Source organism: Paenibacillus sp. L3-i20 (assembly GCF_022180385.2).
Taxonomy (GTDB): Bacteria; Bacillota; Bacilli; order Paenibacillales; family Paenibacillaceae; genus Pristimantibacillus.
Genome location: NZ_BQME02000002.1, coordinates 100,134 through 114,684, shown reverse-complemented (window position 1 = coordinate 114,684; position 14,551 = coordinate 100,134). Strand labels below are relative to the sequence as shown.

Genomic DNA, 14,551 nt, shown 5'->3' with positions numbered 1-14,551 from the left:
TTGCTCAACAAGGCAATACTAATGACAACTTATCCCTCGTTTTCAAAAAGGAGCGCTCTTTTATGACATTTGATGGTTCACCGCAATCTGCCTCTGCTGAGAGCAGTTCATCCATTACGAAGCGCAAATTGCATTCTCATGTGGATTTGCAATTAGATCGCTCATGGTTTGATGAATTACAGAGTCGATTAACTAGAAATGGTCCATGGGATGATTGGACTCTCTATCAGCTTGCTATAGAAGCAGAGCAGGCGAAGCGTGTAGATAGCTTTGAAGAACTGCAATGTCTTCGCACGTTACCATCAATTGTACCGATGCCACATCAGATTGGTACAGCAAGTAAAGTGCTGCATGAGATGGGCGGTCGCGCTATTCTTGCAGATGAAGTCGGACTTGGCAAAACAATTGAAGCAGGCTTAGTCCTTAAAGAATATATGGTGCGCGGGCTCGTCAAAAGGGCTCTTATTCTCGTTCCTGCTTCGCTTGTTCTACAATGGGTGCGAGAGCTTAATAGCAAATTCGGCATTTCTGCTGTCGCACAAAAGAAAGAACATACATGGGGTCATGACGTCGTTGTTGCTTCCATTGATACAGCAAAGCGGGAACCGCATCGGGAACGCGTACTTGGGACCGATTATGATCTCATCATTATTGATGAAGCCCATAAGCTAAAAAATAAAAAAACGACAAATTATCAGTTTGCTACCCTTCTGCGTAAAAAATATTGTCTACTTCTTACGGCAACACCTATTCAAAATGATCTCGATGAGCTTTATAACCTCATTACTTTGTTAAAGCCAGGTCAGCTTGGAGGGCAAAGTGACTTTGCAGCAAACTTCGTCGTTGATAAGCGACTACCGAAAAACGAGGATCAGCTGCAGGAAGCTCTATCTACAGTTATGATTCGAAATCGACGCGGCGATGGCGGCATTCATTTTACGAAACGATTTGTCAAAAATATTCCTTTGGCACTTTCCACCGATGAAAAAGCACTTTATGACGCAGTAACTAGCTTTGTGAAGGAACGATATAGTGAAAGCGGAGGAGACATGAGCAGCATGTTGTCCCTCGTTACGTTACAACGGGAAGTATGCAGCAGCAGAGATGCTGTGTTTCTAACACTCATCAATTTGTTTAAGAAGACAGAAGAAGACTCTCCGCTAAGACCAAAGATTTGGGGTCTGGTAGAGAAAATTAAAAGTATCAAAGCGAATACAAAAGCAGAAAAAGCAATGGAAATTGTAAAAGAAGTAAACGAAAAAGTCATCATATTTACAGAATACCGCGCGACGCAAGAATATTTGATGCAATTTTTTCGAGCACAAGACATCATTGCAGTTCCTTATCGAGGTGGCATGAATCGCGGTAAAAAAGATTGGATGATGGATCTGTTCCGCGGCCGTGCACAGGTGCTCATCGCAACAGAAGCAGGAGGTGAAGGCATCAATCTTCAGTTCTGCCACCATATGATCAACTTTGATTTGCCTTGGAACCCGATGCGAGTAGAACAGCGAATTGGCCGTGTACACAGGCTTGGTCAAACCGAGGATGTCCGTATCTACAATTTATGCACGCTGGGCACGATTGAAGAACATATTGTCAGTCTTTTGCATGAAAAAATCAATCTCTTTGAGCTCGTCATTGGAGAACTGGATCATATATTGGAACGGTTTGAAGGCGGCGATTCCATCGAAAAACGACTTGCACGCGCCCTTCTTGAATCTGGTAATGAACAAGATCTTGAGAGGCAGTTAAATCAATTAGGCAGTTCCTTAAGCCAAGTACGTGAAGAAGTGAAATCTACAATCAACCCATTAACTAATGGACCTGACCTACTCATTAAGACAGATCAACTTGGACATACCGTGGAGGTACAACTATGAACGAGAAGCAAGTGCATAAATTTGTAAACCGCTACCTAGAAGCAACAGAATGCTCCATCATTGAGAAGTCACCTGCTCACTTCACTGTTAAGCTGTCACCTAATGCAGACCGCGAATTAACAAATAGACCTTACTACTGGAGCTTCGTCGATCGTGTAGGAACTGAACCAGAGACGATGACCTTTCTATTCGTAACAGATAAGGAACGGTACGATACACAACAAACGTTGCAAGCAAGTGTACAGGAAGCAAAAGATCCTAACGCGAATGCGGTTGATGCTGCCCTATCAAGATCGTTCGGCTTTATTAACAGCAACATTATTGCGCCAGTTAGAATTCCTCGGGAAGATTTATACTTTGGTTCACGTAAACTAGATCAGCTATTCGGTGCAGCAAAATCTAAAGGCAGCTTTGTTTATTTATTTCAAGAACCTGATAAACGCGGAAGTAATCCATTCCAATCTACACCGTATACAGCATGGTTAGGGGTCAATATGCGTATCGAATTCGCTTGTGATCGGAAACGAGAAGAAATTCACAGCTTTGGCGTTTCACTTGTGACGGGTCACTGTGTTGACAATTTTCACGATCGATTAATGACTACGAAGCTGACACCTAGACTTCCAGCCAACATTCATGTAGCGAAAACGGGAATTTCCTTTAATAAGGCGATGCTAATTGTCGAGCAAACATTAGATCGGAAATTAAAAACGTATGATTACAATTGGGCTGTAGATGCGACCAAACGTCTACAGGAAGAAATGGATCGGATAGACACGTATTATGCTCCACTATTGGAACATGCTTTAGAAGAGAACAAACCACGTATTGCGGAGCAATACGAGCAACGCCAAGCCGAAATCCGCTGGCAATACGAGCCGCGAGTGACGGCTTCCGCCATTAACTGCGGCATTTTCCATCTGGAAGGCATTGATTGAATACCATTTGACGGGAATCGCATCTTTACGGCAAAAAAAGGTGCAATTACGACTCCGTTATGCCGACAGGTTGTAACAGTCTTCTTAGAACCTATCCACTACAATGTAAGTGAGGTGATACCATTTGCGAAAAAGATGGATAAAACGCACTACTATAGCGCTATTCGCTGCTATACTATTGGCTGCTAGTTCAAATGTCGTTTCAGTTTTTGCACTTTCAGAGCCAGAGAACAATGTATCTAATGAATCAAAAATTGAGCAGCAAGCCCAGACTTGGGTGAGCGAACTAGCGTCCAAGGTGCAATACTCCGATTGGAAATCGGCAGAACTTAACATCACACCCCTCGGACCTGGAACTCACAGCTGGCTAGTGTTGCTTACGAAAAATAAAAAGATTCTCGGTTATTTGGTCGTTAATGCGACGGAAGAAGGAGGTCTTGAACTAGGAGAATATGGAACTGGGGAATACCCTTTATTTAATGAACAATCGCTGCAGCTCTCTTTGTTGCAGCTTGAACTTATAAATAAACCAAGTCAAACCGAAATGGTTTACGTACATCCTCTACAAGCGGCATGGCGAATAACGTCCAAAAAAGCAACCCATTACACGGATGCTAACTCAGGGGAGTATTTCCCTTTTGATGAGGATAAATGGGACAAGTCTGCGACTACCCAAAAAAATTCGAATAGACATGGATTGAATTCAACCCATGCCAAATTAATTCAACATAGAACCATCTCCTCATTCGACCCTTATGGAAGAATGCCCTGGATTAGCAAGCAGCCGATTGCTATAAAAGACAATGATTTTACTTCTATTTTAACTGCCGTCAAAAAGAAGGAACAGCTGCGTTACACATATGAAGTAGATGAAAATAATTATCGTTCTGTTTGGTCTGTTGTTGGTTATGATCAGTGGGAAAACGGCGAACTATTCGTTGCTCTCGACACTGACGAGGATAGCGTAGATCGCCGTTATATTCCCATTGCACTATTAACAGAATTGGGCAGCTTCTATCGTTGACGCTGATCTCGACCTCTCCACCACAATATAAAGCTTACAGGCCCCCATCCAAACCAACGCGTCAGCCATGGCTCCCTTGCCGCTTTGGCTGACCTTTTTGCTTGCTTACGTTCGTCAGCAGGTGTCTCCATATATTGTACAAGTTGCTCCGTCATATATTTCACCAAATCATTTCCTCCAGCCATTTGAATCACCCTCCACCTTTTTCTCTTACCTAAAGCATGCCCCTTTCTTTTGGCACATAATCATGTATGAGTTTTCCTCAGAACAGCCACGCTAAAGAAAGATGAAGAACTCTGAAGCAAGTTGTAACAACAGGCGAAAGGGCTGAACATATGTTTCAAAAATGGATCTTATGCTGCATTTGTATGTGTGTACTTGGATTAACTGCGGCATCGTCTGTACAGGCAGATCGTATCGCTGGAACAGCGGAATCACCTAGGGATGATGATCAAAATTGGGCGCTTCCTCATACGACAGTCATTATCGATGTTGGTCATGGCGGTATTGATGGCGGGGCCTCTCATGGGGATTTACTCGAAAAAGATATTAACCTTGCCATTGCAGGTAAGTTGTATGTGCTGCTAAGTAGCCAAGGCATTCCAGCTATTATGAATCGAACGGACGACTATGCATTAAGTGATGATAACCGTTGGCATCTTTCAAAGTCTAGACATCGTAAAGATCTGTCACAGAGAAGGCAGCTCACCGAAGAAATTGAGAGCGAGCTGCTCGTTAGTCTTCATGTCAATGCAGCCAAAAACAAATCAAGAAGAGGTCCGCTTGTATTGCATCAAGAGTCTGGTGAAAGTGCATTGCTGGCATTTTGCATACAAGATGCTTTAAATCGCCAACAGTCTACAACTGCTCTTCCCAAACCTGGAAACCCGTTCTATTTGTTAAGACGTGTAGAGCAGCCTTCTGTCATCGTGGAAATGGGCTTTATTACTAATGTAGAAGATAGAACCATGTTATCCGATTCTCGTCGCCAATTAGACATTGCAAAAGCCATAGCATCAGGGATTCGGCAATATAAATGGATCAATCATTGAAGAACGAACTAAATCAGACAATTTAACGAAGTGGGCTACCGACCGCATTTCTGGAATGGATTGCAATAACACCGATGCTGTCTTTTTCCCTGGTGGCCCAACGTGACCAATAGTAACACAGCTATCATGAGTTTCTAAATGTTTTCTGACCAGATTAAATTGCTTCGAGATATGTTGTTCCGTATAAACATCATCCAAAAAAACATTGTTTCCAAGAGTAGGCACTCCTAGTTCTTGTGCAATTTTTGGAACGACTGTTTTTGGCGTTGTTTTGCTATCTAAATAAAACATGCCCCGCTCCTTGCACACAGTAAGTACGATTCGCATAATTCTTTCGTCTGCTGTAATTTTGGAGCCCATATGATTGTTCATTCCGATTGCATGAGGAACATCATCAATGGCGTCCTCTACCCTTTTTCTAATCTCTGCATTACTTAGATCCGCCGTAATTGCTCCTGGACCTAACCAAGATTTTAAACCTTTGTTGGGCTCCATGGGCATATGAACGATGACATCATGTCCAAGTTTATATGCCGCTTCAGCATCATGCTTTGTAGTTGGCATAAATGGCATGACAGCGACAGTAAATTTGATTGGCAGCTTCAGCATCTCTTCTGTACCTGTCATTCCATTGCCGAAATCGTCAATTACGATAGCGAGAGTACGCGAAGTGCCACTCCTTGCAGTGTCATCCACCTTTGCAGCAAATATCTGCTGGCTCATACTGAACGATGTCGTAATACAACTAACACAAAGGATTGCATAACATAGTGTTCTAACATTCCACTTGTTCATTTTTCTTTTACAAAACAGCTTCATCCAATCCGTGCTCCGTTCTCTGTTGAAATGTCCCTTCTGTCCGTGACCAAACGGGATTATGCTACTCACTATTCGTTAATATCCCCCATAATTAGCAGGATTATGACGGATGTGGATTGGATGAATTGTTAACCCAAATAAAGCATTATAAAGGGTATTCAGCAGGAATTAACAACATATATCGATTATTACAATCACAAGCGCATAAAGGCAAAATTAAAAGGAATGAATCCGGTACTGTACCGGACTCATTCCTAGAAAATATCCTAATAAAATAACCTGTCTAACTATTTGGGGTTACTTCACTTAAGCGGTGCTCAACCATTTTGATTTCTGGATTAAATACAATTATATAGAAATTCTAAACTTTTTTTCGCAATGTTTATGCAACGCTAGTGCTAGCAAATGCAAATATGGTTTTCTGTTAACGTCGAACAATCTGTGCCAGAGTAATAAAAAGAAACCGCATATTTCCCAGGATTTCCTGCATTGTAGCATGGAGTAGATGTACAATAAGAACCGTTACTACAAGGTCTATTTGCCAAAATAACACCTCCTTTTGTAATATTAATAAGCATGTAATGATATTTCGTAATTATAGAATATCTCCTAATATTGCATTAGTCTGTTGACTATAAGTAACATTTAAAAATATTTATTTTATGCAACAGAGCCATCCTTCAGAGTGTTAATCTGGAACTAGACTTTGCGCTTTTCAAATAGATATTTCTTAAGAAAATCATTAGTCAGAGATCAGTCCGACTTATTACTCGCATCAATATATCAACTTCCGATAAGCCATATACGTTATATTCATCAATATCAATCATCATTAACCCTTGGAGTACCAAAAGATAACTTGAGATTAACTTTCGAGGATCTTCTTCTATTAGTTGTCCTGCTTGTTGCCCTTCAACGAATACAGGCATTAGTGTGTCAACGAATGTGACCAGTGAATATTGATCTAATAATGTTTTCACATGATCAGGCACTTCATCGGACGTATAAGCATGTTGAATTAGCCTAAAGTAGTTTTTATCGCTCTCATTGAATATAGCGCTTGTCATTTCTCTAATTTTATCAAGGGGTGATCCAGATAATCTGGACAACCCCTCCATTACAATTATTGCACTCTCCATCGCTTCTTTGACAATACTAATGAAAAGCTCATCCTTCGATTTGAAATAAAGATAAAGCAATCCTTTGCTAATTCCCGCTTCTTCTGAAATCATGCTCATTTTCGTACCGACGATACCTTTTCTAGCAAAAACCTTTAGCCCCGCATTCATGATTTGCGCTCTGCGCTCATCACGTACTTGATGCAATTGCTCTTCATTAAACCTTGCCAACGTTGCTCCCCCTAATTTATGATCTCGATGTAAGTAACGCACTTTAAGTAAATGTTGGAATTATTTCATGCAAAAAGGACTCCGTTATTTCTCCATTGTCCCCAAGCCATTTAGCTTTAAATTGAATACCTTCTTGAGAAGTATCACCTACAATAATCGCAGCAATCATTTCCGGATTGATGATCTCTCTTGGTGAAGTAAGCAACCCTGTCATCATCATATATTTTTCAAACAACTCCATATTACTTTGCCCGATTGTTTGTTTTAAATATAAATCAAAATATTGTTGGGCAAACGCAATCCCTTTTGTTGAAAACGGACCCGTATACTCTACCCCACTGAAACGCAGATCAGAAACCGTTATTAACCACCAAGCTGGTTCCACTACTCTTTGCAACTCCACGAGTACTTGTCGCTCAAAGTTATCCTGAGGATGATTACGTTGCTCTTGTAAACAAACAGCTAATTGTTCAGCTTCCATAGCAGCCACTGTCATGCCTTGACCATAAACAGGATCAAAATTGCACAAGGCATCTCCCAAAACTAACAGACCTGATGGCCAATTTGTCATTTGTTCAAAGTGATTGCGAATACATTCAGACACACGGAAACCACGGGGTGCTCCACTTGGCTCTAGATCACGTAACACCTCTGCGATTGATGAGTCCCAAAGGTTGTCAACCTCTTGTTCATACTCTGAACTATTCGTTGTTGGATAGGAATCTCCTCCAATACGTAACAGTGCAACCTCGGCAACATTATTTTCAATCGGTGCAAATACACCCGATCCTTTTCCTTTGTTTTGTTCACCCTCAATAAGAATTGTACTCCATTTGCTTTCTATATTCTCCGGAATTTTATAATGGCGGGTACTGTATCCGAGTGATACCTTAAGTCGTTCTTGCTCTGGTAGCTCATAGCCAATATTTTGTAACCATTGACCCAGCTTGGAGGAACGTCCGCTAGTATCAATAACCATATCGGCGATAAGCGTAGTTTGCTGTTCACTCCCTAAATCTCCTCTATCCCGAATATGGATACCAGTAATGATTCTCTCATCAGCAGCAGCTGCCAAACCTATCACTTCATGGTTAGTAATAAATCGAACATTTGGAATCTGCTCAACACGGCTACGAATAACCCACTCCAGTAATGCTCGACTACATCCCGCATCCCTCTCATCAGGAACTTCTAAACTACCGTAAGGAAAATGCAACTTTATTCCTTTGTTCTCGCGCAAAAAAGCTCCCTGAGCAAGCAAATCATCCGTGTAACCAGGAAACAATTGTTCAAAAATTATTTTCCCACGCGGCAACACACGATGGGGGTGAAAAGCTTGTGGAACACCACTTCGATAATTGGGGCCACTCGGAAGTTTATCCTTTTCTATAATTAATACTTCTTCGAAATAGTCTGAAATTACCCTTGCAGTTAATAATCCTGCCATACTGCCTCCAATAATAACTGCCTTGCGCAAGCTCTGATTAGTAGAAATGTTCATCTCCCCCTTTTATTAATGACCGACCGGGTCAGTCATATTACTATTTGAATTTATACTAAATTCTACCACTTGTCAATGGCATATTTTATTGACCTTAAGGGTATTGTAGTTTGGTCTTTACTCAAGTAAACTGTGCATAGAAGAGTCTCCTTTGGTAAGTGTTTAGCATCTAACACTTGAACACTACCGTAGGAGACTCTTTTGTTGTTCCTTGTTCTATTAACCAAAGTCGGGGGTTATACCATGTATAGAAACTATACTCTCTTAACTATTATTGCCTGTTTAATTTTGCCCATATTAAGCGGCTGCACCAGCAATACACCTGCGACTATTCAACCTACAACAGTTCAGCCAACTTCATCTCCAATTCCATCCAATACACAATCAACAGTTCCTTTAGTGATCTCACCTGTTGAATCCCAAATTGTTCAAGCCAGCTCCGATATCAAAGCTTTGGATCTACAAGCTCAAACGGCAGCTCAAGAAATTTGGAAATTCCAAACGGACGGACGAATTACTTCCTCCCCTCTCTTCACAGACGGGAACATATACTTCGGCAGTGACGATCATAAACTATACGCCGTCGATCACCAATCAGGTAAAGAGCTTTGGAGCTTTACTGCGGACAGCCAAATCCGATCCAGCCCCAAATTAAGCGGGACATCGATTGTTTTTCAAAGCCACAAGGGGACCCTTTATAAATTAGATGCGAGCTCTGGTAAGAAGGAATGGAGTGTATCGTTTTCGGGACCTGTTACGAATGGCGAGCAAGATGAATGGGACTATTATGACTCTTCCCCCTCTATTGATGGCGATGTCTTTTACATCGGAAGAGCCGACTCCCATCTTTATGCATTAAGCACCCAAACAGGTAAAGAGCTTTGGAGCTTTAAAGCAGCTGGTCCGATCAAAAGCTCACCAATTCACGATGACACTTCTGTCTACTTCGGGGACTGGGCTGGTCATATCTATGCCCTTGATAAAAAGAGCGGAACTCTGCTCTGGTCCTACAAAACGGAGTCATTCAACGGTCATATCCCTATTCAATCTAACCCTGTTATCCATAATGATGTAATCTATTGGGGCTGTCGTAACTTCGACATGTATGCCTTTGATACAAAAAATGGGAAGATGCTCTGGAAACAATTCACCCCAGCATGGGTTGCTACTCCGATTTATGAAAATGACACTCTTTATGTAGGTAATTCGAACGGTGATTTCATGTCCGCTGTAGAACCAAAAACAGGAGAAGAAATATGGCGTTTTGACACAGGCAGTAACATACTCTCAGCCCCTGTTTTGAATGAAGGACTGCTCTTCTTCGCATCAGGATACGCTTACAATAACACCAAAATAGAGGATCATTTATTTGCTGTTAATGCTAAGAATGGCCAACTAGCATGGAAGCTCAAAACGGATAAAATCCAAACGACACCAGTCGTTGTAGAAGATGTCGTGTACTATACGGGATTTGATGGAGCATTGCATGCTGTAAAATATAAATGATTTTTGAAACAGTTCATTTACCCTATCCAATAACAATGACTGCTTAATAAGAAATCCCTTTTGATTATTTTCGTGATTCGAATCCTAACAAAAAAGGCAAGGCACACATCGAGTGCCTTGCCTTCATGGATTATGAATCCTTAGATCTGTTAGCCATATCGATGATCATTACGATAAGCACGAGTAGTTGAATGAGCACTTCGTTACTCATATCAATACCTCCTAGCTGCCAGTAATGTTCCTTCGATGCGGCCTCTCCTCTCGATTCACATCAACTTGCTTACGTCTCCCGCTACATAAATATGCTCTAATGTTAACAGTTATGACGGATAGTTGAACAGCTATAGCAGCCATTGCAATAGACAACAAACATACTGTAAAGAAATGAATGAGGCTATTTGAAATGAAAATAGCTTCCAAGCTTACAGCCTCGGCTGCACCTCGCACTAGTACAATAGCTATAGGATGCAATATATATATCCAAACGCGCCATTCTCTAAAAGCTTTGCCTGTTCTCCCTTTCCAAGATAAAGCCCACTGGAATAAAAAATAGGTGGCAGGTAATGCAAACACATACATGCTATCATGTCGAGTGAATTCGATTGCCTGCAAAATCATCCCCTCAGCAAACATAAGCACTAGAAAAAGAAAAAATAAATAGGCACTTGTTAAAGGTTTAATCCTTTGTTTGCTCTGCTTAATACGTTGTGATCGCTTAATGGGATATGACTGTGTACTTGATATTACCCGCTTAGCAGCCCATGCTCCCATGATGAGATAAATAGGAGCATAGAAAAGACCGTTTCGTGTGTAGTCAAACAAATAAAACATACTTTCATAAATGAAGTGGAGTAGACCTATCTCTTTAGTGATCCCATAATAACTATCTCCAAGGAGCCCTACAACATATATTAAAGTTCCAGCTACTAGTAGCGTTTTCATCGAAAGTTTCTTATGCAGATAATACACAATAATCAATCCTATCATCAAAGCAGGCAAATACCACAAATGATAAAATGTCCCATCAAACAGTATTGCTTTTATCAAAACATATACAGTTAGTCCTTCTGAAAAGTCACCCTTGTACACATTTAAAGGAATATATAATAAAATGGCTATTGCGTATAGCAGCCCAATCTTCCGAAGATATACGAGTAACCTCTTATTGTCTTCAACTCGCTCCCCAGTCAGTTTTCGAAAGAAAAAGAACCCTGAAGTCATAAAAAATATAGGAACTGCAAGTCTAGACAATAATCCGCTGATTAAAAAATTTGAATAGTCATTAAAGATAAGTAATGGACCCGTATGATTAGCAACTACGAATAGTGCTGCTACAAACTTTAGCCAATCAAGCCCACTATAATTTGATTTAGATACCATATATTTTTTGCCCTTTTCTTGTAAAAACAGTTACGATAAATCCATCTCGATTCGTACCAGATAAAGTGAAGTGATCTCCCGATATAATAGGAACTGTTGTATATGGTCCATCTTCCGCGGGAACATAATAAATCTCCACAATGTGAGTTACCGTTTCATATCGCAGATGCTTGCCTTCAAAATGAAATGTTTCGATAAAGTCGATATATTCCTCCAAGCACATGTCACGCTGCTCCATAATTTCTGCATGAGGCGCACCTAAATACCGAAAATGCCATGGCTCACAAGAGATACCCGTTATGGACTCTTTGTCTGCTTTGTAACGCTGGATAAAGCCATATTGAGCAGCGAACGATTTGAATACTTTAAAAACCCCGCTATCTGGAAAGGAAGGCGCAATAAAGTCTATCTCACTATCACGTTTTCCTACATCGATTGCAAGTCCCGTATGATGCTCGCTTTGGCCTGGTAATGCTACGTAACAAGCTGTATATTCTGCACCATTTTCAACTAGTGAGGATTCATATATGTGCTCCTGCTCTTCCTTCGTACGATATCCGCTAACAGCAATAATATCATCCATTCCTTCACAGTCTCCAATCAACTCTACCAATTGCTTTAAACAAGTATCTTCCAAAAGAATACCTTGATGCAGCTCTCTAATAGGTGCCGCTGAGCTAATTGCTGCTAACTTACTATACGAAACTTGTTTCTTTATCGGATTCTTTTGATTAATTAATACTAAATGTCCTTCATAGATCGCAGAACGGTTTACCTGAATGACATCATGCCTTATATCACTGCATTCTTGCTCTTGTACGACAACTTTTCTTTCTCCCAATGTATCCAAGCCTCCTCCATATTGATATAGGATCTCGTTATTCTCGCAGTTAACGAAGTGGATATTTCTTGAGCAACACTGCCTATATGAGAAGCCAGCTCTGCAAACGTTATTTGCTCATCACCCTGACTGCCGATTAAAGTCACCTTTGTTCCCACTTCACACGGACCGGGCAGTTTAACCATAAGCTGATCCATACATATTTTCCCGACAACATTTGCTCGCTGTCCATTAATCAACACCTCGGTATGTTGCATGTTTTGTGACCATCCATCCGCATAACCAATCGGTACAGTTCCAATCCATTGATCCTTATCTGCTTGATACATATTGTCATAACCCAAATAGTCACCTCGATAAAGCTTCTTCACCTGTATGAGCTTACTATGCAGGCTTAAAGCAGGTAACAGCTTCACAGCAGACACTAGCTTCCCCGGATAAAAGCCGTACATTGCTGCACCTATACGAACCATATCCATCGCTAGTTCAGGAAATCTGAGCGCCGCCACACTTCCCGCACAATGATAGTGACGAATGGCAATATCAGACTTTTTGCTCCATTCCATCATGTCTATAAACCTTTTTGTCTGAAGCTCAAGAAATGTCGTGTCCACTTTACCTGCAGTTGCAAAATGAGTATAAAATCCATCAACAACGATATCATTAGCTTTAAGCCAAGGCACTAGCTCATCCCAATCTTTCATCGATTGAAGACCAATTCTCCCAAGGCCAGTGTCTACCTTTACATGTACTTGAATCTTTTTTCCTGACGTGTAGGGTTTAAACACTCTCATTTCCCTGAACCATGAAGCACTAGCTACCGTAAGCATCAAATCATGGTCTAGTGCAAGCATCACATGCTTGGGTTGTATTGGCGTTAATATTAAAATCGGCAGAGTTATTCCAGATGCTCGAAGATGCAATGCTTCCTCTAAATAAGCAACTGCCAAAGTGTCTGCACCAACTTGCTCAGCCGTTCGGGCACATTCGGCCGCGCCATGACCATAACCATCCGCTTTAATAACAGCCATCAACTTAACTTTTCGAGGCAGCGACTCGCGAATATTTTTGAGATTGTTACGTATATGGTTTAAATTAATTTCAGCCCAAGTTTCCCTATACACACCACTCACCTCGTGTACTGAATCGATTGTTTTTCCGCATGTCGTGTAATTGCATAATCGATTAACTTCTCCACAAGCTCTGAATACTTCGTTCCATCCGTACGCTCCCACATGACGGGATACATGCTGTAATTCGTAAATCCAGGAAGTGCATTTATTTCGTTCAAATAAAGCTGATTCTCACCATCGAGAAAAAAGTCCACCCGCGCAAGACCTGAACAGCTATGCATTTGATACGCTTGGATGGCAAGTTCCCGAATGCGCAGCGTTATTTCTTCGGAAATCTGTGCAGGTATAGACATCGTCAGCGACTTGTCCATATATTTGGACTCAAAGTCGAAGAATACATGATTATGAATAAATTCCCCGGGCAATGAAGCAATAGGTTTCTCATTTCCTCTAACAGCGACTTGAATTTCTCTTCCAATTACTTCTCGTTCAATTACGACCTTGCTATCGTATTTAAAAGCTTCCGAGATACCAGTTATTAGTTCATCCTTATCTCGACATCTACTAATTCCGATACTTGATCCGAGTGAAGCCGGTTTTACATAACAAGGGTATCCGATCTTCGTCTCTACTTGATTCAGTAAACTCTCATGATCTTCACACCATTGATCGTATCGATAAACGGCATATTGGACTTGATGTATACCTCCCTGTGCCAGCAACTGCTTAGAAATAGCTTTGTCTAATGTAAGTGATGAAGATAATACGCCATTCCCAACATAAGGCACATTCAGCAATTCCAGCAGCCCTTGCACAGTACCATCCTCGCCGTAAGAACCGTGTAGTAGCGGGAGCACAACCTTTAGGCCAGGCAATGACAATTGATGGATTAGCACTTGACCAATAGAGGCTGCTTCGCTCTCATGACTTGGAAAGGCAATCAGATCATTAATTGCTATACCTTCGTGCTTCAACTTGTTAGGCGTACACCATATTCCATTACGTGTTATATAGATGGGGTACAGTTCGAACTTCGAATTGTCTATAGCGTTCATTACGGTACACGCTGTTTTCAACGAAACGTCATGCTCAACGGATTTACCTCCGTAAAGGACATATAAATTTGTTTTCACAAAAAAACCTCCTAAAATCGACTAGTTATCTATTACTAAAGATAACTATCAA

Annotated in this window: 13 protein-coding genes and 1 pseudogene; 6 read left to right on the top strand and 8 right to left on the bottom strand. The window is 41.1% G+C overall.

Features of this window, described 5'->3' with window-relative positions:
* The first annotated feature begins 62 nt into the window (after positions 1-62).
* The 3 genes from MFF31_RS13730 (at position 63) to MFF31_RS13720 (ending at position 3,845) form a co-directional block, all read left to right on the top strand.
* Entirely contained in the window at positions 63-1,883 is a 1,821-nt protein-coding gene (locus MFF31_RS13730; protein WP_238188692.1) for a DEAD/DEAH box helicase, read from the top strand.
* A complete protein-coding gene (locus tag MFF31_RS13725) occupies positions 1,880-2,821 on the top strand; it encodes a YqhG family protein (RefSeq protein WP_238188691.1) in 942 nt (313 codons plus the stop codon). Before MFF31_RS13730 ends, MFF31_RS13725 begins: the two co-directional genes overlap by 4 nt.
* Before the next feature lie 124 nt (positions 2,822-2,945).
* Positions 2,946-3,845 carry a hypothetical protein gene (locus tag MFF31_RS13720; RefSeq protein ID WP_238188690.1) on the top strand — a complete coding sequence of 300 codons (900 nt, stop codon included), beginning with the start codon at positions 2,946-2,948 and terminating at the stop codon, positions 3,843-3,845.
* On the opposite strand, the gene MFF31_RS13715 is transcribed toward MFF31_RS13720, so the two are convergent.
* Positions 3,836-4,030: a YqzE family protein gene (locus MFF31_RS13715; RefSeq protein WP_238188689.1), complete on the bottom strand. Its 195-nt coding sequence runs from the start codon at positions 4,028-4,030 to the stop codon at positions 3,836-3,838. The genes MFF31_RS13720 and MFF31_RS13715 overlap by 10 nt on opposite strands.
* A 150-nt stretch (positions 4,031-4,180) precedes the next feature.
* Here MFF31_RS13715 and MFF31_RS13710 point away from each other — a divergent pair, with 150 nt between their 5' ends.
* The gene (locus MFF31_RS13710) at positions 4,181-4,897 is read left to right on the top strand and encodes an N-acetylmuramoyl-L-alanine amidase family protein (protein ID WP_238188688.1); all 717 of its coding nucleotides are present in this window, start codon (positions 4,181-4,183) and stop codon (positions 4,895-4,897) included.
* Here MFF31_RS13710 and MFF31_RS13705 read toward each other — a convergent pair.
* Positions 4,862-5,620: a divergent polysaccharide deacetylase family protein gene (locus tag MFF31_RS13705; RefSeq protein ID WP_238192026.1), complete on the bottom strand. Its 759-nt coding sequence runs from the start codon at positions 5,618-5,620 to the stop codon at positions 4,862-4,864. The two genes, MFF31_RS13710 and MFF31_RS13705, sit on opposite strands and share 36 nt — an antisense overlap.
* A gap of 261 nt (positions 5,621-5,881) precedes the next feature.
* Between MFF31_RS13705 and MFF31_RS13700 the strand changes: the two are divergent.
* Positions 5,882-5,974, top strand: a pseudogene (locus MFF31_RS13700) (IS3 family transposase); the annotation flags it as partial.
* Positions 5,975-6,462: 488 nt separating this feature from the next.
* On the opposite strand, the gene MFF31_RS13695 reads toward MFF31_RS13700, so the two are convergent.
* Together MFF31_RS13695 and MFF31_RS13690 are read right to left on the bottom strand one after the other, a co-directional pair.
* Entirely contained in the window at positions 6,463-7,065 is a 603-nt protein-coding gene (locus tag MFF31_RS13695) for a TetR/AcrR family transcriptional regulator (protein WP_238188687.1), read from the bottom strand.
* Between the two features lie 43 nt (positions 7,066-7,108).
* Positions 7,109-8,566: an NAD(P)/FAD-dependent oxidoreductase gene (locus MFF31_RS13690; protein WP_238188686.1), complete on the bottom strand. Its 1,458-nt coding sequence runs from the start codon at positions 8,564-8,566 to the stop codon at positions 7,109-7,111.
* 243 nt (positions 8,567-8,809) lie between these two features.
* Here MFF31_RS13690 and MFF31_RS13685 point away from each other — a divergent pair, with 243 nt between their 5' ends.
* Positions 8,810-10,072 (top strand): outer membrane protein assembly factor BamB family protein, encoded by a 1,263-nt coding sequence (locus MFF31_RS13685; RefSeq protein ID WP_238188685.1) that lies wholly within the window; start codon positions 8,810-8,812, stop codon positions 10,070-10,072.
* A 222-nt stretch (positions 10,073-10,294) separates the two neighbouring features.
* On the opposite strand, the gene MFF31_RS13680 is transcribed toward MFF31_RS13685, so the two are convergent.
* The 4 genes from MFF31_RS13680 to MFF31_RS13665 are packed head-to-tail and all read right to left on the bottom strand — an operon-like array spanning position 10,295 to position 14,499.
* Positions 10,295-11,452: an acyltransferase family protein gene (locus tag MFF31_RS13680; RefSeq protein WP_238188684.1), complete on the bottom strand. Its 1,158-nt coding sequence runs from the start codon at positions 11,450-11,452 to the stop codon at positions 10,295-10,297.
* Positions 11,442-12,293 (bottom strand): D-alanyl-D-alanine carboxypeptidase family protein, encoded by an 852-nt coding sequence (locus MFF31_RS13675; protein WP_238188683.1) that lies wholly within the window; start codon positions 12,291-12,293, stop codon positions 11,442-11,444. The genes MFF31_RS13680 and MFF31_RS13675 overlap by 11 nt, the downstream gene beginning before the upstream one ends.
* Entirely contained in the window at positions 12,245-13,417 is a 1,173-nt protein-coding gene (gene alr / locus MFF31_RS13670; protein ID WP_238188682.1) for an alanine racemase, read from the bottom strand. Before alr ends, MFF31_RS13675 begins: the two co-directional genes overlap by 49 nt.
* Before the next feature lie 5 nt (positions 13,418-13,422).
* Positions 13,423-14,499, bottom strand: coding sequence for a D-alanine--D-alanine ligase family protein (locus MFF31_RS13665; protein WP_238188681.1), 1,077 nt, complete (start codon positions 14,497-14,499; stop codon positions 13,423-13,425).
* Positions 14,500-14,551: the final 52 nt, after the last annotated feature.